18 protein-coding genes are annotated in these 24,247 nt (G+C 72.4%); 11 read left to right on the forward strand and 7 right to left on the reverse strand.

The window, feature by feature from the left end; translation table 11 throughout:
- Position 1: 1 nt before the first annotated feature.
- Positions 2–1,561 (reverse strand): M23 family metallopeptidase, encoded by a 1,560-nt coding sequence (locus ACIQTP_RS45875; RefSeq protein WP_403411918.1) that lies wholly within the window; start codon positions 1,559–1,561, stop codon positions 2–4.
- Positions 1,562–1,759: 198 nt separating this feature from the next.
- Complete coding sequence (locus ACIQTP_RS45880) at positions 1,760–2,632, reverse strand: esterase/lipase family protein (protein WP_403411921.1); 873 nt, start codon at positions 2,630–2,632, stop codon at positions 1,760–1,762.
- A 455-nt stretch (positions 2,633–3,087) separates the two neighbouring features.
- Between ACIQTP_RS45880 and ACIQTP_RS45885 the strand changes: the two genes are divergently transcribed.
- Positions 3,088–3,504, forward strand: coding sequence for a cobalamin B12-binding domain-containing protein (locus tag ACIQTP_RS45885; protein WP_402034862.1), 417 nt, complete (start codon positions 3,088–3,090; stop codon positions 3,502–3,504).
- A 98-nt stretch (positions 3,505–3,602) separates the two neighbouring features.
- Here the strand turns inward: ACIQTP_RS45885 and ACIQTP_RS45890 are convergent, their stop codons facing one another.
- Positions 3,603–5,234, reverse strand: a complete 1,632-nt coding sequence (locus ACIQTP_RS45890) for a DUF5691 domain-containing protein (protein WP_403411924.1) — start codon at positions 5,232–5,234, stop codon at positions 3,603–3,605.
- Positions 5,235–5,311: 77 nt separating this feature from the next.
- Positions 5,312–6,667 carry an SWIM zinc finger family protein gene (locus ACIQTP_RS45895; protein WP_403411927.1) on the reverse strand — a complete coding sequence of 452 codons (1,356 nt, stop codon included), beginning with the start codon at positions 6,665–6,667 and terminating at the stop codon, positions 5,312–5,314.
- A 133-nt stretch (positions 6,668–6,800) separates the two neighbouring features.
- Between ACIQTP_RS45895 and ACIQTP_RS45900 the strand changes: the two genes are divergently transcribed.
- From ACIQTP_RS45900 to sucD, 6 genes are all read left to right on the forward strand, one after another.
- Positions 6,801–7,967: an AAA family ATPase gene (locus ACIQTP_RS45900; RefSeq protein WP_403411930.1), complete on the forward strand. Its 1,167-nt coding sequence runs from the start codon at positions 6,801–6,803 to the stop codon at positions 7,965–7,967.
- Positions 7,964–10,360: a DUF5682 family protein gene (locus ACIQTP_RS45905; RefSeq protein ID WP_403411933.1), complete on the forward strand. Its 2,397-nt coding sequence runs from the start codon at positions 7,964–7,966 to the stop codon at positions 10,358–10,360. The genes ACIQTP_RS45900 and ACIQTP_RS45905 overlap by 4 nt, the downstream gene beginning before the upstream one ends.
- Positions 10,357–11,589, forward strand: a complete 1,233-nt coding sequence (locus ACIQTP_RS45910) for a VWA domain-containing protein (RefSeq protein ID WP_403411936.1) — start codon at positions 10,357–10,359, stop codon at positions 11,587–11,589. The genes ACIQTP_RS45905 and ACIQTP_RS45910 overlap by 4 nt, the downstream gene beginning before the upstream one ends.
- 104 nt (positions 11,590–11,693) lie before the next feature.
- Complete coding sequence (locus tag ACIQTP_RS45915) at positions 11,694–12,671, forward strand: hypothetical protein (protein ID WP_403411939.1); 978 nt, start codon at positions 11,694–11,696, stop codon at positions 12,669–12,671.
- A 507-nt stretch (positions 12,672–13,178) separates the two neighbouring features.
- A complete protein-coding gene (gene sucC / locus ACIQTP_RS45920) occupies positions 13,179–14,357 on the forward strand; it encodes an ADP-forming succinate--CoA ligase subunit beta (protein ID WP_168494767.1) in 1,179 nt (392 codons plus the stop codon).
- A 21-nt stretch (positions 14,358–14,378) separates the two neighbouring features.
- A complete protein-coding gene (gene sucD, locus ACIQTP_RS45925) occupies positions 14,379–15,263 on the forward strand; it encodes a succinate--CoA ligase subunit alpha (RefSeq protein ID WP_075028438.1) in 885 nt (294 codons plus the stop codon).
- A 100-nt stretch (positions 15,264–15,363) separates the two neighbouring features.
- On the opposite strand, the gene ACIQTP_RS45930 is transcribed toward sucD, so the two are convergent.
- Positions 15,364–16,578 (reverse strand): sigma factor-like helix-turn-helix DNA-binding protein, encoded by a 1,215-nt coding sequence (locus tag ACIQTP_RS45930; protein ID WP_403411943.1) that lies wholly within the window; start codon positions 16,576–16,578, stop codon positions 15,364–15,366.
- Positions 16,579–16,704: 126 nt separating this feature from the next.
- On the opposite strand from ACIQTP_RS45930, the gene ACIQTP_RS45935 reads away from it, so the two are divergent.
- Positions 16,705–18,243, forward strand: a complete 1,539-nt coding sequence (locus tag ACIQTP_RS45935) for a DUF6350 family protein (protein WP_403411958.1) — start codon at positions 16,705–16,707, stop codon at positions 18,241–18,243.
- A gap of 457 nt (positions 18,244–18,700) precedes the next feature.
- Here ACIQTP_RS45935 and ACIQTP_RS45940 read toward each other — a convergent pair whose 3' ends face one another.
- A complete protein-coding gene (locus tag ACIQTP_RS45940) occupies positions 18,701–19,528 on the reverse strand; it encodes a hypothetical protein (protein WP_403411946.1) in 828 nt (275 codons plus the stop codon).
- Between the two features lie 460 nt (positions 19,529–19,988).
- Between ACIQTP_RS45940 and purN the strand changes: the two genes are divergently transcribed.
- Both purN and purH read left to right on the forward strand, forming a co-directional pair.
- Complete coding sequence (purN, locus tag ACIQTP_RS45945; protein WP_403411949.1) at positions 19,989–20,609, forward strand: phosphoribosylglycinamide formyltransferase; 621 nt, start codon at positions 19,989–19,991, stop codon at positions 20,607–20,609.
- Complete coding sequence (purH, locus tag ACIQTP_RS45950) at positions 20,606–22,195, forward strand: bifunctional phosphoribosylaminoimidazolecarboxamide formyltransferase/IMP cyclohydrolase (RefSeq protein WP_403411952.1); 1,590 nt, start codon at positions 20,606–20,608, stop codon at positions 22,193–22,195. Before purN ends, purH begins: the two co-directional genes overlap by 4 nt.
- Before the next feature lie 55 nt (positions 22,196–22,250).
- Here purH and ACIQTP_RS45955 read toward each other — a convergent pair whose 3' ends face one another.
- Positions 22,251–23,405, reverse strand: a complete 1,155-nt coding sequence (locus tag ACIQTP_RS45955; protein WP_403411955.1) for a helix-turn-helix domain-containing protein — start codon at positions 23,403–23,405, stop codon at positions 22,251–22,253.
- Between the two features lie 227 nt (positions 23,406–23,632).
- Here ACIQTP_RS45955 and ACIQTP_RS45960 point away from each other — a divergent pair, with 227 nt between their 5' ends.
- The gene (locus tag ACIQTP_RS45960; RefSeq protein ID WP_402034889.1) at positions 23,633–24,061 is read left to right on the forward strand and encodes a peptidase inhibitor family I36 protein; all 429 of its coding nucleotides are present in this window, start codon (positions 23,633–23,635) and stop codon (positions 24,059–24,061) included.
- Positions 24,062–24,247 lie beyond the last annotated feature (186 nt).

Below are 24,247 nucleotides of genomic sequence, written 5' to 3' on the forward strand. Positions count from 1 at the left end.
GTTACGTCGGGTCCAGGCCGTGGCTGCGCAGCCACGGCAGCGGGTCGATCGCCGAACCGCCCGCGGGGCGGACCTCGAAGTGCAGGTGCGGACCGGTCGAGTTGCCGGAGTTCCCGGAGAACGCGATCTGGTCACCGGCCTTCACGACCGTCCCCGACGGCACCTTGTAGCTGGAGAGGTGGCAGTACCAGGTCTCCGTGCCGTCCTTCGCGGTGACGATCGCCATGTTCCCGTACGCGCTGTTCCACTGCGTCCGTACGGTGCCGTCGGTCGCGGCCATCACCGGCGTGCCGTACGACACCGGGAAGTCGATGCCCGTGTGCACGGACATCCAGTTGATGCCGGCCTGGCCGAAGTAGGCGCTGAGGCCCTTCTGCGTGACCGGGAGCACGAATTTCGGCCGCAGCCGTTCCTTGCGGGCCGCCTCCGCCACCGCCTTCTGCTTCTCGGCGGCCTGCTGAGCCTTGAGGTCGATACGTTCCTGCGTCCGGCTGGCCCGGTCGGCGAAGTCGTCCGCGCCCGCGGAAAGGCTCTGGAGCTGGGTGTCCAGCTTGTTGTTGGCGGCCGACGGCTTCACCGCGGTCCCGTCGGACGCGCTGAGGGTCGTGTTGTCCTTGCTGTCGTTCCCGCCGATGGTGCCCACGGAGGCGGCGGCGATCCCCGCGACCCCCATCACACAGGCCGAGGGCACCGCGACGGTCAGCAAGGCGGAACGCTTCGCCGGGGTGCGCCGCCGGGAACGGGACCCGGACCGGTTCGCGGCACGGGGGGCCGGAATGACCTCTTCCATGTCCTCGAGCAACGGCGCGTCCTGCGCGTCACCGGCGTCCTCGAACTCGTCCTCCGCGGCGCCGGGTTCCTCGTACGACACCTGCTCGAAGGTCGCGGTCGCCTGCTGGTCGAAGGGCCGGTCGTCCACGTCGGACTCGGGCACCGGCTGATGCTCGTAGGCCTCGGCGGCGAGCTGCCGCTCGTACGACTCGGCCTGCTGGTGCTGCTCGTACCCCTCGTACGGGTCGTGTTCGCCCGCGGTGTTCCACTGCGTGGCGTCGTACGCGCCCGTCTCCTGGGTGTGCGCGGTCCACTGCTGGGTCTGGCCGGCCTGGCCGGTCTGTTCGGCCTGGAGCCAGGCGGCCGCGTCCCACTGGCCGGTGCCTTCGGGGCCCGGGTGCTGCGCGGGGATGTCGGCGAGCTGCTGGTATCCGCTCGCCCAGGCGGTCGTGTCGTAGGCACCGGTGTCGTACGCGGCCTGGTGCTGTGCGGCGTACGGGTCGTAGTGCGGCGTCTGGTGGCTGCCGGTGCTCCACTGCGTGGCGTCGTACGAACCTGTGCCGCCGCCCGACATGTCGCCGAAGAGGGGGTCCGTCGCGAAGGTCGAGGTCTCGAAACCCGTGGTCTCGAAACTTCCGGTCGCGTACGTACCGGCGGTGGCGTAGCCGTCGTACGAGGTGAAGTCGCCGTAGTGGGCTTCCTGGCCACCGTAGGACGCATAGGGCGCCGGGGCGGCATCGGAGGCCGGAGCCGGGGGCGTTACGGTCCCCGACGGGTGACGGTCGTTCACCAACTTCTCTTTCGCCTCGACAACAGGGGCTGGCAGAGCAGTGCGGCGACTGTACCCGGCGGTACGCGGGCGCGACAATCTTCGGCAGGTTTCCTCCACTCGGGAAACGGGCATTCGGCCGTGTTTCGGGGGAGGGCGGGCACGGCTTTGGCCTGGCGTTCGATTGCCGTTCGATGTTGGGGGTGTTCCGCGGAGGCGTTACGCCACTGTCAGACCCCCGGTTTCGGCGGCGGGCGCGGCGGCGGGGCGGGCCTGCGTCTCCTCGAAGTCGAGTGCCTGCCGTATCCCGGCGGCGACCGCCGGGTGGACCGGCAGGGCGAGATGTCCGATTCCGCTCACTTGGACGCTCTGGGCGAGCAGGTCCGGGTGGTCGATGGAGGCGGTCTCCAGTGGGTCCATCAGATGGTCGAGGTCGCTCCAGAAGCTCACGAACTGCGTACGGCAGTCGGGCGCGGGCTTGCGCAGCTCCTCGATCACCTCGGAACCCGGTCGCATCTGACGGACGATCGGGTGCGCGTTCATCAGCGGAACGACCTTCGTGCCCGCGTGCGGCGTGCCGAGCGTGACCAGGGTGCGGACGCGCAGGTCCCCGCCGAGGCGCTGGACGTAGTAGCGGGCTATCAGTCCGCCGAGGCTGTGGCCCACTATGTCCACCTGATCGCGTCCGGTGCGCTCGCAGATGTCCTCTATGTGCCGTCCGAGCAGCTCCGCGGCGGCGCGGATGTCGTTCGTCAGCGGCGAGTAGTTGAGCGACTCGATGTGCCGCCTGCCGTGCTGGGCGAGGTTGCGGCGCAGCAGCACGAAGACCGAACGGTTGTCGATGAAGCCGTGCAGCAGCACGACCGGCGGCTTGGTACTGGTGGGCAGCCGGGGCGCGTCGGGCGGGGGGAGCGCCGGGGTGCCGCGGCGCTCCTGGGTGATGCCGGACGGATAGAGGAGGAGGTGCCCGGCGAGGATGGCGATCTCCAGGGCCGTCGCCTTCAACAGGGCCACCGAGAGCCCGGTCAGCCGGCTGGGCAGCAGACGCTGACGGAGAGGGAGAAAGGGCAACTCGGCCCCGGTGACCTTCATGGCCGACCTCCAGTCGGCACGTGGCGGGACCGCTCTGTCCCCCGTGTGCCCTCGTGGAAAGCCGCGGTGGTGGTGCCGGTGGCTATGGCGTGGGCGGTTGCCGACGGTGCGTCCGTGGCGTGTGGTGCGCCGGTGACGCGACGGGATTCCCTGCCGTCGTGCTCCCGCCGGTGCGCCGCACCGCCGTCACGTCTCCCTGACGCGACGGTGGTGCTGCCACCTGCTGGCGGCTCTCCTTGCGCAGGCTCCGGCCACGGCCCGCGCGTCGCAGATCCCTGCGGCGCGTGTGCCGCAGAAACGCGGAGCGGTGCGCGGCGAATGTGTCCCACCGTGTGATTTCCCCCTCGGTCTTCAGCGGGAAACTGCGGTTTGCACGGATCTGACGATAACGTTCGTTCACTTCCCCTGCCGGTGCGGCGCGGGGCGGTCGATGAAGTCCGTTCATGGAGGCAGTGATGGGTGTGCCAGCCGGTCCGATCCGCGTGGTGGTGGCCAAGCCGGGGCTCGACGGCCACGATCGCGGGGCCAAGGTGATCGCGCGGGCGCTGCGCGACGCCGGTATGGAGGTCATCTACACCGGGCTCCACCAGACCCCGGAGCAGATCGTCGACACCGCGATCCAGGAGGACGCCGACGCGATCGGCCTCTCGATCCTCTCCGGCGCCCACAACACACTGTTCGCCGCCGTCATCGATCTCCTCAAGGAGCGCGACGCGGAGGACATCAAGGTCTTCGGCGGCGGGATCATTCCCGAGGCGGACATCGCACCGCTCAAGGAGAAGGGCGTCGCCGAGATCTTCACGCCGGGCGCGACGACCGCGTCGATCGTGGAGTGGGTCCGGGCGAACGTACGCCAGCCGGCCGGCGCGTAGCGCCTCTCCGACGGGGGAGCGGTCCCCCTCGCTCTTGGGGCGGCTGCGGGTGGGGGGCTGGTCGCGCAGTTCCCCGCGCCCCTCAAGGGGCGCTCCTGTCAGCGCGGGCCCGCACCCTCCAGCTCCGAGGACATCACCGCGCGCAAACGCAAGGTGGTGACGAGGCGTTGGAAGGCCTCCGCCCAGTAGCCACCGGCGCCGGGCGCTGCGTTCTCCGGCTCGTCGGCGACCGCTGTGAGTCCCTCCAGCCGCCCCGCCTCCGCCGGATCCAGGCACCGCTCGGCCAGCCCCATCACCCCACTGAAGCTCCATGGATAACTCCCCGCGTCCCGCGCGATATTGAGCGCGTCGACCACCGCCCGTCCCAGGGGCCCCGCCCACGGCACCGCGCAGACCCCGAGCAGCTGGAACGCCTCGGACAACCCGTGCGTGGCGATGAACCCCGCCACCCACTCGGCCCGCTCGGCGGAGCTCAACGTGGCGAGCAGCTTCGACCGCTCCGCCAGTGACACCGCCCCCGGGCCGCCGGCCTCCGGAGCCGACGGCGCGCCGAGGAGCGCCCTGGACCAGCCCGGGTCCCGCTGCCGTACCGCCGCCCGGCACCACGCGGCATGCAGCTCGCTCTGCCAGTCGTCCGCCACCGGAAGCGCCACGAGCTCCTCCGGCGTACGTCCGCCGAGCCGTCGCGACCATGTCCCGAGCGGCGCTGCTTCGACCAACTGGCCCAGCCACCACGACCGTTCCCCTCGTCCCGCCGGAGCTTTCGGTACAACACCGTCGCGCTCCATGCTCGCGTCGCACTCGTGCGGCGCCTCGACGACGATCGAGGGTGTGCCCCGCGTCCGGTCGACGGCCACGCACGAGCCGGCCCGCGCCGCCATCCGCGCGGCGAGCGCCGAACCGGGCAGCGCGGACAGCAGTTCCGCCGCGGTGGCCCGGACGTTGCGGCTCCGGTCGGCGAGCGCCCGTTCCAGGAACGGTTCGTCCGCCGCGCACAGTCCGGAGCGCAAGGAGTCGAGGAACATCAGCCGGTCCTCGGCCCGCTCGGTCGCCCAGGTGGTGGCGAGCAGCTCGCGCGCGGCTCTGGGGTCCTGGGCCCGTATCGATGTGAGCAGTGCGACCCGCTCGGCGAAGAGTCCCTCCTGCCAGAGCTGTCGCGCGCGCCCGGGGTCCTCGGGGCCGGGCAGCGCGGTGCCGCCGCCGGGCAGCGAACGCAGGGCGAAGCGCCACTCCGGGTTCAGCCGGGCGAGCCACAGGGCGCGCGGTCCGGCGAAGGCCAGAGCCGCCGGCCGCAGGTCCGTACGGCCCCGGGCCGCGTCGAGGAGCGCGGGCAGTGTTTCCGGGGGCGGCGCGAAACCCCGCGCGTTCGCCAGCGCGAGCCACTGCGGCAGCAGCTCCATGAGGTCGGGTGCCGTGCCCCTGCGGCCGCCGCCTCCCGTGCCGGGCCGGTCCGCCAGCAGCGTCGCGAGTCGGTGAGCCGCGGCGGGCGGGAGGGCCGGCCGCGGGTCGGGCGCGGCGGGTTCGGGACGGGCGGCCGCCCGCGCGGCCCGCACCCCGGCCCGCCGCCGCAGGGTTTCCACGGCGGCCGCGTCCAGCAGGGCCACCGGCGCCGCGCGCCCGGCGGCCCAGGCCGGAGGCGGGCGCCGCTCGGTCCCGAGGAGGGCCATCGTGACGAGCTCCTCCCAGGAACCCCCGACGGGCGCGCCCGCGGAAGCGGAGGTCGTGTTCATGAGCGTCCTCTCCGTAGGGAGGCGGTGGTGAGAACGGAAGTGGTGACGCGGGTTGTGCCGGTGGTCGGCACCGTGACTCAGCACAGTGACACCGCCTCTCCGTCGCCCTCCGGCCAGGCCGTCAGAGGCGTGAAGCCGCGGTGGCCGCACTCTCCGAAGACCGTGACGGGCGCGCCGCCGGAGAGGGCGGCGAGGCGCCACAGGCCGGGGCGGGAGAGCAGGGAAGGGGCGATCGGGAGACCGAAGTCGCCCTCGGCGTCCGCCAGTTGCCAGGTGTCGCCGTCGGGGGTGGGTATCACCCGGGCCAGCGTGACCGGGTGGGAGTCGAGCCAGGGGTCGGCCCGCAGGGCTTCGCCGAAGCGGGCCGCCGCCTGGGGGGTGGTCAGCCCCGGTGGACGAGTCCGCGCGGGGGCGGGCGGCGTGAACCGCTCGCCCAGGGCCGCTCGGAGCTGTCCGGCGCCCGGATACGCGGACACCTCCGCCTCGAAGGCCAGCCCCACCGGCAGCGTCAGCTCCGGCGCGCGGCCGGCGGCCCCATAGGAGAGGAGCAGCGCCGTGCGGTCGGTCTCCGCGCCGTAGAGCCAGATCCTGCGGGTCGTGAGCCGGGTGTCCGCCGTGTCGTACTGGGCGAGGACCAGCCAGCGGTCCCGCACCGGCGGCCCGTCCGCCGAACCGGGCAGCCCCACCCGCGAGCGAACCGTCGCGGCCAGGTCGTCCGGCAGCCGCTCACGGCGCAGCCAGCCCTGGTCGAGGAGATGGAGCAGCGCGCACTCCTCCAGCAGCCGCACCGGCCAGCCGGGTCCGGAGGAGGGAACCGCCCCCAATTCCCTGACCCGCGCGGCCAGTCCGGGCGCCTGCGCGTCGACCATGCGGGCCGCCGTCTCCTCCCACATCCCGTACCCCGCCTGCTCGGCCGACGCGAGGCCGCCCCGCAGCAGGTCCGCCAACCGCTGCTCCAGCTCCGCCGCCCCCGCGGTGATCCGCTCGGCCCGGCGCTGTGCCCTGCGCCGCGCCGCCTCCGGATCGCCCGGTGACGCCGTCCCAGATGCCCCGCCCGTCGTCCCCTTCTCCCCCGCTCGCTCGCGCCTCCCCTCTATCCACTGCTGCGCCCAGTCCGGGGCCGGCCCCCGCGGCACCGAACCGTCCTCGGCCGCCCAGAGCAGCAGCAGTCCCAGCGCGTGCTTGCACGGGAACTTCCGGCTCGGGCAACTGCACTGGTACGCGGGCCCGGTGGAGTCCGCGATGTCGATGACCGTCTGATAAGGCCTGCTGCCGCTTCCCCTGCACAGTCCCCATACCGTCCCCTCGTCAGAACTGCCTGCCTCCGACCACGGCCCGGCCGCGCCGAGCTTGCCGCCGGCCGTACGTGACGCGGCATCAGGCGCCAGTGCCAGCACCTGATCCGCTGTCCAGCGCACCCCCTGCTGAGTCATGTCATCGAAGGTAGGTCCCGCCACTGACAATCGACCTTCGCGAGCATATTTGTGCAGGTCAGAGCGCATTGTCAGTGGCGTGGTGCACGGTGGAACCAGATCCGAACCGGCCGAGCCGGAGGGGGAGCGAGCCATGTCCGTGCCCGTTGAGTCCGTTGAACCGACGACCGTCCGTCCGCCCGTGAGCGAGGGCCTGGGCGAAGGTGTGAGCGAGAGCGCGGGCGAGGCGCTGCGACCACATGCCGAGTACGCCTTCGCCGCCGAACTCGCCACGCTGGCCGCGCAGGACGACCGGCCGCGGCCCGCTCGCTGGCGGCTGTCGCCGTGGGCGGTGGCGACCTATCTGCTGGGCGGCACGCTGCCGGACGGCACGGTGATCACACCGAAGTACGTGGGACCGCGCCGCATCGTCGAGGTCGCCGTGACCACGCTCGCCACCGACCGCGCCCTGCTCCTGCTCGGCGTGCCCGGCACCGCGAAGACCTGGGTGTCCGAGCACCTGGCCGCGGCGGTCAGCGGTGACTCGACCCTGCTGGTGCAGGGCACGGCCGGCACACCGGAGGAGGCGATCCGGTACGGCTGGAACTACGCGCAGCTGCTCGCCCACGGCCCCAGCCGGGACGCGCTCGTGCCGAGCCCGGTCATGCGGGCCATGGCCGAGGGCATGACGGCCCGGGTCGAGGAGCTGACCCGTATCCCGGCGGACGTGCAGGACACGCTGATCACGATCCTGTCGGAAAAGGTCCTGCCGATACCGGAGTTGGGCCAGGAGGTGCAGGCCGTCCGCGGCTTCAACGTGATCGCCACCGCCAACGACCGCGACCGCGGGGTGAACGAGCTGTCCAGCGCCCTGCGCCGCCGCTTCAACACGGTGGTGCTGCCCCTGCCGGAGAGCGCGGACGCCGAGGTCGACATCGTCTCGCGGCGGGTCGGCCAGATCGGCCGCTCCCTCGACCTGCCCGCCGTGCCCGAGGGCATCGACGAGATCCGCCGTGTCGTCACCGTCTTCCGCGAGCTGCGCGACGGGGTCACGGCCGACGGGCGGACCAAGCTGAAGTCGCCCAGCGGCACGCTGTCCACCGCCGAGGCGATCTCGGTGGTCACGGGCGGCCTGGCCCTCGCCGCCCACTTCGGCGACGGCGTCCTGCGCGCGTCCGACGTGGCGGCCGGCATCCTCGGCGCCGTCGTCCGCGATCCGGCCGCCGACCGGGTCATCTGGCAGGAGTACCTGGAGGCGGTCGTCCGCGAGCGGGACGGCTGGAAGGACTTCTACCGGGCCTGCCGGGAGGTGAGCGCATGACGACCTTCACGGCGGGGCCGCTGCTGCTGGGGGTGCGGCATCACGGCCCGGGGTCGGCGCGCGCCGTGCGGGCCGCGCTCGAGGCGGCGACGCCCGAGGCCGTACTGATCGAGGGACCCCCGGAGGCGGACGCGCTCATCCCGCTCGCTGCCGAGAAGGACATGCGTCCTCCGGTCGCACTCCTCGCCCATGTCGTGGACGAGCCCGGCCACTCCGCCTTCTGGCCGCTCGCCGAGTTCTCCCCCGAGTGGGTGGCGATGCGATGGGCCCTGGAGCACGGGGTCCCGGCCCGCTTCATCGACCTCCCGGCGACCCACACGCTGGCGTGGGGGAAGGAAGAGGAGAAGGAGACGGCGGAGAAGGAGAAACGGCAAGAGGAGAGGGGGCAGGAGGAGAGGGGGCAGGAGGCGGAGAAGAGGGCCGGTGCGTCCGACCGTTCCGGTGACGCGGACGTGCGGATCGACCCCCTCGCCGTACTCGCGGAGACGGCCGGTTACGACGATCCCGAGCGCTGGTGGGAGGACGTGGTTGAGCACCGGGGCGGGGCTGGGAGCGGGGCCGATCCTTTCGCGCCTTTCACCGCGCTGGAGGAGGCGATGGAGGCGCTGCGGGAGGCCTACGGGGTCGGGGGACACGACCGGGACCTGGTGCGCGAGGCGTACATGCGGCTCCAGATGCGGGCGGCGCAGCGGGAGTTCGGGGACGAGATGGCCGTGGTGTGCGGGGCGTGGCACGTGCCTGCGCTGCGGCAGAAGACGACCGTGGCCGCCGATCGGGCGCTGCTCAAGGGGCTCCCCAAGGCCAAGGCCGACATGACGTGGGTGCCGTGGACGCACCGGAGGCTGTCGCGGGTCAGCGGGTACGGCGCGGGCATCGACTCGCCGGGTTGGTACGGGCATCTGTTCGCCGCCCCGGACCGTCCCGTCGAACGCTGGATGACGAAGGTGGCGAGGCTGCTGCGCGACGAGGACCGGATGGTGTCGTCCGCGCACGTCATCGAGGCGGTACGGCTGGCCGACACGCTCGCCGCGATGCGCGGTCGCCCACTGCCCGGGCTGACCGAGACCACCGATGCCGTGCGGGCCGTGATGTGCGAGGGCTCGGACGTGCCGCTGGGGCTCGTGCACGACCGGCTCGTGGTCGGCGATGTGCTGGGCGAGGTGCCTCAGTCCGCTCCCGCGGTGCCGTTGCAGCGCGACCTCGCGCGTGCGCAGAAGCGGCTGCGGTTCAAACCCGAGCCGATGGAGCGGGAGTTGGAGCTGGACCTGCGGGGGGAGACCGACGCCGGGCGGAGCAGACTCCTGCACCGGCTGCGGCTGCTCGGTGTCGCATGGGGCGAGCCCACCGTCTCGCGCGGCAGCACCGGCACCTTCAGGGAGACCTGGCGGCTGCGCTGGGAGCCGGAGCTGTCCGTGCGGGTCGCCGAGGCCGGGGTCTGGGGTACGACGGTGCTGTCGGCGGCGACCGGCAAGGCCGAGGCGGACGCCGTCGCCGCGCAGGTGCTGGCCGACGTCACGGCACTGGCCGAGCGCTGTCTGCTCGCCGGACTCCCGGACGCGCTGCCCGTGGTGATGCGGGTCCTCGCCGACCGGGCCGCGCTGGACGCGGATGTCGGCCACCTCGCCCAGGCCCTGCCCGCGCTGGTCCGCTCCCTGCGGTACGGCGATGTGCGGGGCACGGACACACACGCCCTCACGGACGTCGCCGTGGGCCTCGCCGAGCGGATCTTCGTCGGACTCCCACCGGCCTGCGCGGCCCTCGACGCCGAGGCCGCCGAGCACATGCGACGCCATGTGGACGCGGTGCACGGCGCGGTGGGGTTGCTGGGGGAGCCGGGCACGCCGGCCTCCGGCGGCATACGCGAGCGCTGGCACTCCGTACTCCGGGTGCTGGCCGGGCGGGACACCGTGCCAGGGGTGATCCGTGGACGGGTGGTACGACTGCTGCTGGACGACGGGGAGTTGGGGCAGGACGAGGCCGCGCGGCTCATGGGCCTCGTGCTGTCGCCGGGTACGGAGCCGGGGGACGCGGCCGCGTGGATCGAGGGCTTCGTCGGCGGTGGCTCCGGGGGCGGGATGCTGCTCGTGCACGACGAGCGGCTGCTCGGTCTGGTGGACGCGTGGCTGACCGGGGTGCCCGCGGAGGCGTTCACCGATGTGCTGCCGCTGCTGCGGCGCACGTTCTCGGCGTACGAGGCAGGGGTGCGCAGAACCCTGGGTGAGCTGGTCCGGCGCGGCCCGGGGGCGCGGGGGAGCGCCGAGGCCGCCGGCTCCGGCATACCCGGGTTCGCCCCCGACCTCGACCCCGGGCGCGCCGACGCGGTCCTGCCGGTGCTGAGCCTGCTGCTGGGGCTGGACGAGGCCTACGACGACTTTGCGGGGGTGGCCCGATGACAGCGGCACCTGTGGAAGCGACCGGATCGACCGGATCGACCGGATCGAACGGGCCGACCGGACCCACTGACGTCGACGTCGATGTCGCCACCGCCGAGCGGCTGCGGCGGTGGCGGCTGGTGCTCGGGGGCGAGGAGGCGGACGGCACCGGATGCGTGCTCGCGGGGCAGGACGCGGCGATGGACGGGGCGCTCACCGCGTTGTACGGGAAGGGCGGCAAGGGGCGGTCGGGGCGGGACCGTTCGGCGGGGCTCGGGGCGTCGGCGCCGTCGGTCGCGCGCTGGCTCGGGGACATCCGTACGTACTTCCCCTCGTCCGTCGTGCAGGTCATGCAGCGGGACGCCATCGACCGGCTCGGGCTGTCCACCCTCCTGCTGGAGCCCGAGATGCTGGAAGCGGTCGAGGCCGATGTGCACCTGGTCGGCACGCTGCTCTCCCTCAGCAAGGCCATGCCGGAGACGACGAAGGAAACGGCACGGGCCGTTGTGCGCAAGGTCGTCGAGGATCTCGAGAAGCGGCTCGCGAGCCGCACCCGGGCCACTCTCACCGGCGCCCTCGACCGCAGTACGCGCATCAGCAGACCCCGTCACCAGGACATCGACTGGAACCGCACGATCGCGGCGAACCTGAAGCACTACCTGCCCGAGTACCGCACGATCGTGCCCGAACGGCTGATCGGCTACGGGCGTGCCTCGCAGTCCGTGAAGAAGGAGGTCATCCTCTGCATCGACCAGTCGGGATCCATGGCGGTGTCCGTCGTCCACGCCTCCGTGTTCGGCGCCGTTCTCGCGTCGATGCGGTCCATCGCCACCCGGCTCGTCGTCTTCGACACGGCCGTCGTCGATCTGACCGACCAGCTCGACGACCCGGTCGACGTCCTCTTCGGCATCCAGCTGGGCGGCGGTACGGACATCAACAGGGCGCTCGCGTACTGCCAGTCGCAGATCACCCGGCCCGCCGAAACGGTGGTCGTGCTCATCAGCGACCTCTACGAAGGGGGCATACGCGACGAGATGCTCAAGAGGGTCGCGGCGATGAAGGCGTCGGGGGTGCAGTTCGTGACGCTGCTGGCGTTGTCCGACGATGGGGCGCCCGCGTACGACCATGAGCACGCGGCGGCGCTCGCGGCGCTGGGCACACCGGCGTTCGCCTGTACACCCGATCTGTTTCCCGAGGTGATGGCGGCGGCGATCGAGAAGCGCCCGCTCCCGATACCGGACACCGCCTGAGGAGACGTGTCATCAGTGATGACGCCGACAGGGGGCTTGCGCGACCTCAGGAGACCCGTGCGAGGATCGACGCCTCTTCCCGCCGCACGGAGGATCACCCGGTCTTGACCCCTCTCGCCGCCGAACCGCCCTTCGCCGGTGCCGCTCTGCGTATGACGCGCATGACGCGGACGGCGACAGGGCGGCGTGCACTGCGACTGGCACTGCTGGTGGCCGGGTTGTTCGCGCTCGGGGTTCTCTGCGGGGAGCGGGCGCATGCGGCGGACGGGGCGGACGGGTTGGTGCCGACGGTTCCGACGGGTGCGTCGGTACGGGTGGTGAAGCCGGGTGCTCCGCTGTCGGTGGCGCACTCGGCGGCCCACACCGTCACTCACGCTCGCGTCCCGGAGACCGTCACTCACGCTCGCGTCACGGACACCGTCACCCACGCTCATGTCACAGACACCGTCGCTCAGGTCGGCGACACCGTCACCAGCGTGACCGACACCGTCCGGCACGTCGTAGGACCGGCTGCCGACAGCGTCGTACGGCCGGTCGGTGATCTCGTGGAGACCGTGACCGGCGAGTTGGGCCAGGCTCCGCCGAAGACCCTGCCGTCCCTTCCCTCGTTGCCCTCCCTTCCCTCGGTGCCCTCCCTGCCCGAGGTGCCCGGTCCGCCCTCGCTTCCGGGCACGGGGGGTCAGGTTCCGTCCGCCGGTTCGGGGCCCCAGCACTTGGGCGAGGGTGCCGTGCCCTCGTCGTCGCATGCGGTGGTGCGGCACGCGGACGCCGGGCCCGTCGGCCCGACGTACTACGGCCCCGCCCGCCTCGGTACGGACACGGCCGGGGTCGCCGTGCGCGGCGAGCACCGCGGTGCGGCGCCGGGACCGGGGCCCGACCGTCAGGCACCCCCCGGCGACCCCACGGGCGCGCTGGGCGGTCAGTCAGCCGTCGACAGCGGCACGCCGCGCCACGGCGATCCTCATGCCGTCGTCACTCCGAGTCACCGGGCGCCGCTGCGGCTCGTGCCCGGTTTTCCCGCGGCGGTGACCGCGGCCGAGACCCGGGACAGGTACCGGGACATTCCGCTCTTCCCCGGCTAGGGCGGTCCTTCCCCCGTTGGCGGCCTGAACATCCGCCCGCGCCACCGGTCTGGCGTACGGCGGCGAGATGAATGTCGGCGGCTTCGCGGCGTCTGACCGCCCCTCCCGCCGTACCGCTGTACCCACCGACCGACTCCGCGGGGCCACGGCCTCGGACGGCCGAAATCCGTCGGCCGTGTCCGACCGGAACCCCGCGGACGGGGAGGGTGGCCCCCATTGGGGTGAGGGCCACCCTCCCCGGGCCCCTTCGGGGCTGTTCGAGGGGCCTCACCAGGCAAACCCCAGCCTGGTGAGGCCCTGTCCAGGCCAGATCTGTGACAGGTATCACCGCTCAGGTGTGACCTGCGATTTAGGGACCCACGTCCTGCGGCGATAACCTGCGAGACGGACATGCCGCGCGCTCGGACACCGTGTGCGCCACCCTTGTGACAGCGGACGTCACGTTGCCCTTCGCGGCACGCCCACGCATCCAACGAACCGCGAGATCACTGATAGGGACGGACGCGCGTGGACCTGTTCGAGTACCAGGCGAGGGACCTCTTCGCCAAGCACGGTGTACCGGTGCTGGCCGGTGAAGTCATTGACACGCCTGAGGCAGCCCGCGAGGCGACCGAGCGTCTTGGCGGCAAGTCCGTCGTCAAGGCCCAGGTGAAGGTCGGTGGCCGCGGCAAGGCCGGCGGCGTCAAGCTCGCCGCCACCCCGGACGAGGCCGTCGCCCGCGCGACGGACATCCTCGGCATGGACATCAAGGGCCACACGGTCCACAAGGTGATGATCGCCGAGACCGCGCCCGAGATCGCCGAGGAGTACTACGTCTCGTACCTCCTCGACCGCACCAACCGCACCTTCCTCGCCATGGCGTCCGTTCAGGGCGGCGTGGAGATCGAGGTCGTCGCGGAGGAGAACCCCGACGCCCTCGCGAAGGTCCCGGTCGACGCCAACGAGGGCGTCTCGATCGAGAAGGCCCGCGAGATCGTCGCCCAGGCGAAGTTCCCGGCCGAGGTCGCCGAGCAGGTCGCCGAGATCCTGGTGACGCTGTGGGACACCTTCATCAAGGAGGACGCCCTCCTCGTCGAGGTCAACCCGCTCGCCAAGGTCGCCGACGGCCGCGTCATCGCGCTCGACGGCAAGGTGTCCCTGGACGAGAACGCCGAGTTCCGCCAGCCGGAGCACGAGGCGCTGGTCGACCACGCCGCCGCCAACCCGCTCGAGGCGGCGGCCAAGGCCAAGAACCTCAACTACGTCAAGCTCGACGGCGAGGTCGGCATCATCGGCAACGGCGCGGGTCTCGTCATGAGCACCCTCGACGTCGTCGCGTACGCCGGTGAGAACCACGGCGGCGTCAAGCCCGCCAACTTCCTCGACATCGGTGGCGGCGCCTCCGCCGCGGTCATGGCGAACGGCCTGGAGATCATCCTCGGCGACCCGGACGTCAAGTCCGTCTTCGTCAACGTCTTCGGTGGCATCACCGCCTGTGACGAGGTCGCCAACGGCATCGTCCAGGCGCTCCAGCTGCTCAAGGACAAGGGCGAGGAAGTCACCAAGCCCCTGGTCGTGCGCCTCGACGGCAACAACGCCGAGCTGGGTCGCAAGATCCTGTCGGACGCCAACCACCCGCTGGTCCAGCGCGTGGACACCATGGACGGCGCGGCCGACAAGGCCGCCGAGCTCGCGGCTGCGAAGTAAGGGACGAGGGAAACAACCGCCATGGCTATCTTCCTCAACAAGGACAGCAAGGTCATCGTCCAGGGCATGACCGGTGCCACGGGCATGAAGCACACCAAGCTCATGCTGGCCGACGGCACGAACATCGTCGGTGGCGTGAACCCGCGCAAGGCGGGCACGTCCGTCGACATCGACGGCACCGAGATCCCGGTCTTCGGCACGGTCGCCGAGGCCATGGAGAAGACGGGCGCCAACGTGTCCGTCCTCTTCGTGCCGCCGGCCTTCGCCAAGGCCGCCGTCGTCGAGGCGATCGACGCGGAGATCCCCCTCGCGGTCGTCATCACCGAGGGCATCGCCGTCCACGACTCCGCCGCCTTCTGGGCGTACGCGAAGTCGAAGGGCAACAAGACCCGCATCATCGGCCCGAACTGCCCCGGTCTCATCACCCCGGGCCAGTCGAACGCCGGCATCATCCCGGGCGACATCACGAAGCCGGGCCGCATCGGCCTGGTCTCGAAGTCCGGCACGCTGACGTACCAGATGATGTACGAGCTCCGTGACATCGGCTTCTCGTCCGCCGTCGGCATCGGTGGCGACCCGATCATCGGTACGACGCACATCGACGCGCTCGCCGCGTTCGAGGCCGACCCCGACACCGACCTGATCGTCATGATCGGTGAGATCGGCGGCGACGCCGAGGAGCGTGCGGCGGACTTCATCGCCAAGAACGTGACGAAGCCGGTCGTCGGCTACGTCGCCGGCTTCACCGCGCCCGAGGGCAAGACCATGGGCCACGCCGGCGCCATCGTCTCCGGCTCCTCCGGCACGGCCGCCGCGAAGAAGGAGGCCCTCGAGGCCGCCGGCGTCAAGGTCGGCAAGACGCCGACCGAGACGGCGAAGCTGGCCCGCGAGATCCTCGCCGGCTGACCTTCTCCAGGCTGGACCTTCTCCAGACTGAACGGGCTCGCATCCCCACGGGGGTGCGAGCCCGTCGTCGTACCCGGCTCAGCCTGCCTTCGGAACCGGCTCAGCCTGCCTTCGGAACCAGCCGCTCCGGCCCGCTGACCGTCTCCCCCTTGAGCTTGGCGCGCAGGGCCAGCTCCTCCGCGGACAGCGGCCCGGGCGCGACCCGGGGCGGCACCCCGTGCACCGTGGCGCCGGGCGCCAGCGGCGGCTCGTAGTGGTCCGGGGCGGTACGGAGCGTCAGCGTCGTGGCGCCGATGAGGACGACCGTGAAGGCGATGGCGGCGCGGGTCCAGTGCCGGGCGCGTTGCTCTCCGCCCCAGCGGACCGTGGTGGGCTTCGCGGCGCGCAGCCGCTCGGCGGAGGCGACCTCGGCGAGGCGCCGGTGCAACTCCTTGGGCTCCGCGAGCTCCGGCAGCCGCGTGGCAACGGCCTCGCGCGCGCGCAGTAGCCGGCTGGCCGCCGCGGGCGTGCTCGCCTCCGTCTCGGCCGCGGTCTCCGGCAGATCGAGCCCGACCCCGTCGTAGAGCAGCAGGGTCCGCCGGTACACGGGCGGCAGCTGCAGGAGTACGTCGAGCAGCGCGCGGTCCGCGGGGGCGGTGGGCGGCGGCTCCGGGTTGCGGTGCCGGGGGCGCAGCCTGTGCCAGGGCGAGAGCGCGAACTCGTGCGCCGTCGCCCGCACCCACCCCGCCGGATCGCGGTCCATGGCCACCTCGGGCCAGCGGTGCCAGGCCAGCTGGAAGGCGCGCTCCACCGACTCGCGCGCCAGCTCGCGCCGCCCGGTGAGCAGGTAGGTCTGCCGTACGAGGGCGGGGGCGCAGAACGCGTAGAGGGCGTCGAAGGCCTGATCGGGCGTCAGGGGGGCCGAAAGGGGTTCGAGTTCGGCCTCGGACCCGGGGCCGGGTTCTGGTGTGGATACGGGGCCGAGTTCTGGTGTGGGTAGGGGGCCGAGTTCGGAGGCGGGAGGGGTTTCGGAGGGCGGCTCGGGGGTGGGTTCGGCGCGGTCGGGGGACGCCTGTACGGGGCCGGTGGCGGCGCCGACCAGCGCGCGGACCGGATTCTCCTGATGGGTGGTCACCTCCTCAGTGCCCGTCAGCAGCCGTGCGTACGCTTCCCGTTTGCTGCCGCGTGGCGTCGTACGGCCGTTCTCCCACGAGCGCACCGTCGCACGGGTGACGCCCACCGCGGCCGCGACGTCGGCTTGGCTCAGCGACTGGGCCTCGCGCAGGCGGCGGCGGTCCTTGGGGGAGGGCAGCGGGGTCTCAGGGGTGCGTGTCATGTCGGACCCCATAGGGTGCCCCTTAGTACGAAAAAGTACATAGCTGCATATTGAGCGACACATCCAAGGTTCGCCTGTTACGACGAGAAAGCGCGTGTCGTTGGGAGCATGGCGGGCGTGACCCAAATGACCGACCGCAGGCTGTCGTTGTCGCCCCTGCTCACCCGGATGCGCCACCGTTCACCCGGACTGGGCGCCAGCCTCCTGGGTGGCGCTCTCGCGGCGGGGCTCGGACTTGGCTCGTTCGCCGTCCTCGTCATGATGCTGTGGATCAGCTCGCCCTATCCGGACAGCGGGCCGAGTGGATCGCTGCACGTGGCCGCCGCGTTGTGGCTGCTCGCGCACGGCGTGGAGCTGATCCGCACCGAGACCCTGTCGGGCCTGCCCATGCCGATGGGTGTGACACCGCTGCTGCTGGTCGCCCTGCCCGTGTGGCTGCTGTACCGGGCGGCGCGCGGGGTGGCGGACGCCGAGGCCGAGGCGGAGCCGGGCACGGTGTGGACGGGGGTCGTCGGGGGCTATCTGACGGTCGGTCTGGCGGCCGCGCTGTACTGCTCGGGCGGGGAGTTGCGGCCTTCGTGGGTGTGGACCGCCGGATGCCTGCCGTTGCTCGCCGGGAGTGCGGCGGGTGTGGGGGTGTGGGCGGCGTGCGGCCGCGCCGGCTTCCCCGTGCCCGCGCGGGTCCGGCGGTTGCTCGCCGTGGTGCCCGCCGGTGTACGCCGTTGCCCGCCCGAATTCATCGGGGCCTCGGCGCGGGCGGCCGGGGCCGGGGCGGCGGCGCTCGTCGGGGGTGGCTCGCTGTTGGTGGCGGTGTCGCTGGTGTGGCACGGCGATGCCGCCCGGGACTCGTTCGCGCAGCTCACCGAGGTGTGGTCGGGGCGGTTCGCGGTACTGCTGCTCTGTGTGGCGCTCGTGCCGAACGCGGCGGTGTGGGGGGCCGCGTACGGGCTCGGGCCCGGGGTCGTGCTGGGGGCCGGGCATGTCGCGGGGCCGTTGTCCGCGGCGGGGCCGGGGCCGTTGCTGCCGGCGTTTCCGCTGCTGGCGGCGGTGCCGGTGCCGGTGCCTGGGGTGGCGTGGAGTGAGGTGGGGATGTTGGTGCCGGTGGTGGCGGGGGTGACGGTGGCGTGGTTCTTGGTGACCGCGGGGGCGTCGGGGGCGCCGGGGGAGGGGCGTGAGGCCTGGTCGTGGGGGCGGGTCGTGGCGGGGGTGGGGGTCGCGGCCGTGTTGTGCGGGCTGGTGATGGCGGTGCTTGCCGGGTTGGCGGGTGGGCCGTTGGGAGTGGCGGCGTTGGCACACTTCGGGCCGGTGTGGTGGCAGGTGGGGGGAGCGGTGGTGGTGTGGACGGTGGGGGTGGGGGTTCCTGTGGGGGTGGGGTTGTGGGGGTGGGAGCTTCGGCGGCGACGGGGGGCTTCTTGGCTTACGTGGCTCTCTCGGCCCTCGTGGTTCTCATGGGGGTTCTGGGCGGGGCGGTCGCGGGGGGACGGAGGTCAGGTGGGGGTGACTCCGTCGGTGGGGGCGGCCCCCACTTCTGGCTCCGGGCCCGTCCCTGCCGCCGCCCCGGCGTCCGGTCCGGCTTCGGATCCGAGCTTGGAGCCGTACGACTTCTTGCCCGTCGATGGGGTGGATGCGGCGGCCTTGCCGGTGCCGCCTGAACGGGGTGAGTGAGGGCCCTCGGTTTTCTCGCCCCCGCCGCCCCTACCCATTCCCATCCCCTGGGGCCGAGCCCCAGACCCCCTGGGGCTGCGCCCCGGACCCCGGTTGGGCTGCGCCCTGGACTCCGCTTGGGCTGTGCCCCGGACCCCGGTTGGGCTGTGCCCCGGACCCCGGTTGGGCTGCGCCCTGGACTCCGCTTGGGCTGTGCCCCGGACCTCGGTTGGGCTGTGCCCCGGACCTCGGTTGGGCTGCGCCCTGGACTCCGCTTGGGCCGAGCCCCAGACCCCCTGGGGCCGAGCCCCAGACCCCGCTTGGGCTGCGCCCTGGACCCCGCTTGGGCTGCGCCCCAGACCCCGTTTGGGGCTGCGCCCCGGACCCCGCCGGGGGCCTGGGTTGATGTTTGCTGCGGGGGTGTGGGGGGTGGGTGTGTGGGTTCCTGCGTCTCTGGTGGGGTGCCGGTGTGGGAGGGCTAGCCGCGCGTTCCCAAGACGCCCCTGAGGTCCTTCGGGAGGAGGTCGTTGCAGGACTGTTTGGCGGCGTTGGTGAGGGCGTCGTTCGTGCAGGAGTAGTAGTCGCTGTACACGAGCTGCGCGGTGAAGGTCGCGGCGACCATGACGATGGCCAGGGACGCGGTGACGAGGCCGCTCACCGCGGCGGTCGTCTGGGGGCGGGTGTTCGCTTCGGGGGCCGCGGTGTCCGGGTCCGGCGTACGGGCCTTGGCGCGCAGGGCACTGCCGCCCCAGTACAGGGCGAGCGCACCGAGCAGCAGCGCCACGTACGGCCAGCTGAACAGGGCGAAGAAGAACGCCCACATTCCGGAGAGCAGCGCGTAGCGCGCGCGGCGCTGGGCGGGGTCCGTCGGGTCCCAGCGCATTCCGGCGCCCGGCCCACCGCCGGGACCCTCCGGGCCGCCCTGACCCTGCGGAGCCCCGGGACGGTCGCCGAAACCGCCGCCTGACGAACGCCCCGGCTGCCGGTCGCTCCACTGACTGCCCCAGGGGGACTGTCCGGGGTCGGAACCGTCGTTCTCCTTCGGGCTCTGGCCGGACGCGGGACGGCGGGGCTTCCAGGGGCGGTCGGGCGTGCCCTCCGGCGGCGGAGCGAAGGGATTGTCGTCGGAGCCGGAGCCGGAGCCGGAGCCGGAGCCGGAGCCCGTGCCGGAGTCCGTGTCCGGGCCGCGTCCGCCCGCGGAACCGCTCCCACCCGCGGGCGTGTCCCCGCTCTCCCGCGGCGGGGTAGGCGAAGGGCGCCGCTCGCGCAGCAGCAGCGGAGGGAGTCGGAGACTGCGGTCCGGCATCAGGTGTGCGTCTTCCCCTTGGTGGTTCTGGCGGGCGGCGTGTCCACACGGCATCGTGCTTGCGACGCGCACCCCGAGCGTCCCGCCCGGGGCTCGCACCCCGGGCGTTCGTTTCCAGGATCAGGACCCGGGATTCGCACCCCGGGTACCGCTCCGCGGAGTCCCTGCCCCGGGTTTTGCGTCCGAGACCCGCGCCCCGGACGTTCGCCCCCGGGGCTCGTACCCCGAACGTTCTACCCGTCCCAGGTCAACGTCCCAAGCGCACAGGGCGTTCCCCGTGCCGAACGCTGTTCCCGGGACACCGCAGACGCTACCTTCCGGCCACGCCCCCGTCCCGTGGGGGCCGCCCGGTGTGCCGGTATCGTTGCTGACGGTCGGCCGCTTCGTAGACTTCCCCGTATCCAGGGGCGCGAAGCATTCGTACGACCGTACAAACGCTCCCCCGAGAAAGGGCCCCGTCGTGGCCAAGACCAAGCGCCTCGTCGTGCTGGTCTCCGGATCAGGCACGAATCTGCAGGCACTGCTCGACGGCATCGCCGCGGGAGGGCCGGAGGCCTACGGGGCCGAGATCGTGGCCGTGGGCGCCGACCGCGACGGCATCGAAGGGCTCGCCCGGGCCGAGCGGGCCGGGATCCCCACCTTCGTCCGCCGCGTCAAGGACTACGACACCCGGGACGAGTGGGATCACGCGCTCGCCGAGGCCGTCTCCGACCACGAGCCCGACCTGGTGGTCTCCGCGGGGTTCATGAAGATCGTGGGGAAGGAATTCCTCGCCCGGTTCGGCGGGCGGTTCGTCAACACGCATCCCGCCCTGCTGCCCAGTTTCCCGGGGGCCCACGGCGTACGCGACGCGCTCGCGTACGGCGCGAAGGTCACCGGCTGCACCGTCCACTTCGTCGACGACGGCGTCGACACCGGACCGATCATCGCTCAGGGCGTGGTGGAGGTCCGGGACGAGGACGACGAGAGCGCTCTGCACGAGCGCATCAAGGAAGTCGAGCGAAGGCTGCTCGTCGATGTCGTGGGGCGGCTCGCCCGCAACGGCTATCGCATTGAGGGACGAAAGGTAGTTATCCAGTGACCGCCGACAGCACAGTCACGGCCGAGAGCACCGAGGACACCAAGCGGGTCATCCGGCGCGCGCTCGTCAGCGTCTACGACAAGACCGGGCTCCAAGAGCTCGCCCGCGGGCTCCACGAGGCCGGTGTCGAGCTCGTCTCCACCGGCTCCACCGCCGCCAGGATCGCCGCGGCCGGGGTCCCCGTCGTCAAGGTCGAGGACCTGACCGGCTTCCCCGAGTGCCTCGACGGCCGCGTGAAGACCCTGCACCCCAAGGTCCACGCCGGCATCCTCGCCGACCTGCGTCTGCCCGACCACCAGCGGCAGCTGGAAGAGCTGGGCGTCAAGCCGTTCGACCTCGTCGTCGTCAACCTCTATCCCTTCCGCGAGACCGTCGCCTCGGGCGCGACGCCCGACGAGTGCGTCGAGCAGATCGACATCGGCGGGCCCTCGATGGTCCGCGCCGCCGCCAAGAACCACCCGTCCGTGGCCGTCGTCACCAGCCCGGACCGTTACGGCGACGTCCTCGCCGCCGTCAAGGCCGGCGGCTTCGACCTCACGACCCGTAAGCGGCTCGCGGCCGAGGCCTTCCAGCACACGGCCGCGTACGACGTCGCCGTCGCCTCCTGGTTCGCCTCCGAGTACGCCCCCGTCGACCCCACCGGGTTCCCCGACTTCCTCGGCGCCACCTGGGAGCGATCGCACACCCTCCGCTACGGCGAGAACCCGCACCAGCCCGCCGCCCTCTACACCTCGGGCGCCGGCGGTCTCGCGGAAGCCGAGCAGCTGCACGGCAAGGAGATGTCGTACAACAACTACACGGACACGGACGCCGCGCGCCGTGCCGCGTACGACCACGAGGACCCCTGCGTCGCGATCATCAAGCACGCCAACCCGTGCGGCATCGCGATCGCCTCGAACGTCGCCGAGGCGCACCGCAAGGCGCACGCCTGTGACCCGCTGTCCGCTTTCGGCGGTGTGATCGCGGTCAACCGGCCGGTGACGAAGGAGATGGCGGAGCAGGTCGCCGAGATCTTCACCGAGGTCATCGTGGCGCCCGAGTACGAGGACGGCGCCCTCGAAGCCCTCACCAAGAAGAAGAACATCCGCGTGCTGCGTGCTCACCGTGCGCCCGCGAACCCGGCCGAGCTCAAGCCGATCGACGGCGGCGCGCTGCTCCAGGTCACCGACCGCCTCCAGGCCGACGGCGACAACCCGGCGAGCTGGACCCTGGCGACCGGTGACGCCCTGAACGAGGGCGAGCTCGACGAGCTGGCCTTCGCCTGGCGGGCCTGCCGCGCGGTGAAGTCCAACGCGATCCTGCTCGCCAAGGACGGCGCTTCGGTCGGCGTCGGCATGGGCCAGGTCAACCGCGTCGACTCCGCGAAGCTCGCGGTCGAGCGGGCGGGCGCCGAGCGGGCCCGTGGGTCGTACGCGGCCTCGGACGCGTTCTTCCCGTTCCCCGACGGTCTGGAGATCCTCGCCGAGGCGGGTGTCAGGGCCGTGGTCCAGCCCGGCGGTTCGGTCCGTGACGAGCTGGTGGTCGAGGCCGCGAAGAAGGCGGGCATCACCATGTACTTCACGGGGACGCGGCACTTCTTCCACTGATCCGCGGCAGGTCGGTGCGTGCGCGGCGGTCCACCAAGGTTGTGGTGGGCCGCCGCTACCGTGCGGGCGCGGTGGTGGCGGCGCCCTTGACCGCGCGTTCGCAGTTCGGCCAGTCGTGGAAGTCGCGCTTCTTGCTCCAGAGGCGCTTGGCCGCCCTGATGTTCCACTCCGGGTCCAGCGCCTGACGCGGGGTCCCGCCCAGCTCGCGCAGGCGCAGGTCGGAGATCTGGAACAGACCCCAGTTACGGGTGCCGTTGGTGTTGGGCAGGATGTGCAGCGGGTCGAGGAACGACTGGCAGTCGGCGATGGCGACCGCCGCGTCGGGTGCGTCGGTGAAGACCGCGCGGATGTGCTGCCGTACCTTCGCCGGGGGCCAGACGGTCATGCGTACGTTCGAGGTGTAGAGCGCCTCCTTGGTGGCGCCCCCGACGACTCCGTTGGGCTGGAGACCGGTGAACACCTGGAAGGCGGTGACCCGGCGCAGCGTCTGCGGGCCGAAGTCCGAGTCGACGTCGATGTCCGCGCCCTTGGCGTGCAGCAGCCGTTGTACCTCGCCCACGCACGCGTCGTGCTGGCCCATGGCCACCACGGGCTGACAGGCGGCCGAGAAGAGCAGACGGCCGTCCGCCGCGGATCCGCCGCCGGCGCCCTTGCCGGATGACGGGTGATCGGTCGTCAGGGCCCAGGCGGAGACACCGAGCGTCAGGACCACGGCGCCGATCACCACGACACGGAACCGGCCCTGACGGAACTGGTCGAGACGGAACCGGCCCTGACGGACCGGCCGAACCGGCCCGACCTCCACCGCTTCCGGCTCCTCGTCACCATCACCGTCACCGTCACCGACATCGCGATCACTGTCCACGAGACCAGTGACCACGACGGCGTCTGCGGGATCCACCGCGTCCACCGCGTCCACCGCGTCCACCGCGGCCTCCGCGTCCACCGCCCCCGTCTCCGTCCGGGCGGCGTCCGCCAGGGCCCACTGCCGGTGCAGCGTCCGCAGTTCGTCCGGGGTCGCGCCGCAGGCGGTGGCGAACCTGTGCACGCTTCCGTAGTCCTGGGGCACAGAAGTGCCGCGGCAGTAGCGGTGCAGTGTGGACCCGGCCGTGCCGGTCTTCTTGGCGAGGGCCTCGTAACTCAGACCGGACCGGTTCTTCAGCGAACGCAACAACGCGCCGAACCGCTCGGTCTCCGGGCACGCGGGCATCGCGGTTCCCCCCTGGCACTTACGGCACGCTGGTCAGACGTTGCAGTGGCTGGACACAGTAGCCGTCCCACGGCCGTCCCAGGGGTTAGATAACGCGCCAAGTAGCGGGCGTGCGACCGTCCCGGCGTCCCAGCCCGGCCGGTCTCCTTGCCTGGCCGGGACACGCGTTGCCACCTTCTGGCTGTCCGACCACCACCAGCAGCCGCATCGCAAGGAGAAACAGATCCATGAACCTTTCCGTACGTCGTCCCCGTCGCCTCTCCCCGCTGCTCGCGACCCTCGCCGTCAGTGCGGCGGCCGCCACCACGCTGGCCCTGCCCGCCTCCGCGTCGGCGGCACCCGCCTCGGCCGCCGCCGTGGACTGCGCGTCGGGTGACGTCTGCTTCTGGACCGGCTTCAACTTCACGGGCAGCAAGTGCTCGTGGAGCGTCGCCGACCCCGACTGGCAGAGCGGCGCCATCAAGTGTTCCTGGGCCGCCACGACGAACGTGAAGTCGGTGTGGAACGCCGGCACCGGGTCGTACAGCGGTGTCGCCTTCTACGCGAGCACCAACTACAACGACCGGATCGGCTGCACCCGGCAGCAGCAGGGCGGCAACCTCGCCGGTACGTACAAGGTGCGGTCCCACCAGTGGATCACCGGTAACTGCGGCTGAGCCCTAGGGCGGCTCGCGCACGTGCGCGGCGGGGGGGGGGGGGGGGGGCGGGGGGGGGGGGGGGGCGGGGGCCGGGGCGGCGCCGCCCCCCCCCCCCCCCCCCCCCCCCCCCGCCCCGCGGGGCCGGGCGCCCCCCCCCCCCCCCCCCCCCAACAAACCCCCCCCCCCCCCGCCCCCCGCGCCCCC

This window comes from Streptomyces sp. NPDC090798 (assembly GCF_044768965.1).
Taxonomy (GTDB): domain Bacteria; phylum Actinomycetota; class Actinomycetes; order Streptomycetales; family Streptomycetaceae; genus Streptomyces.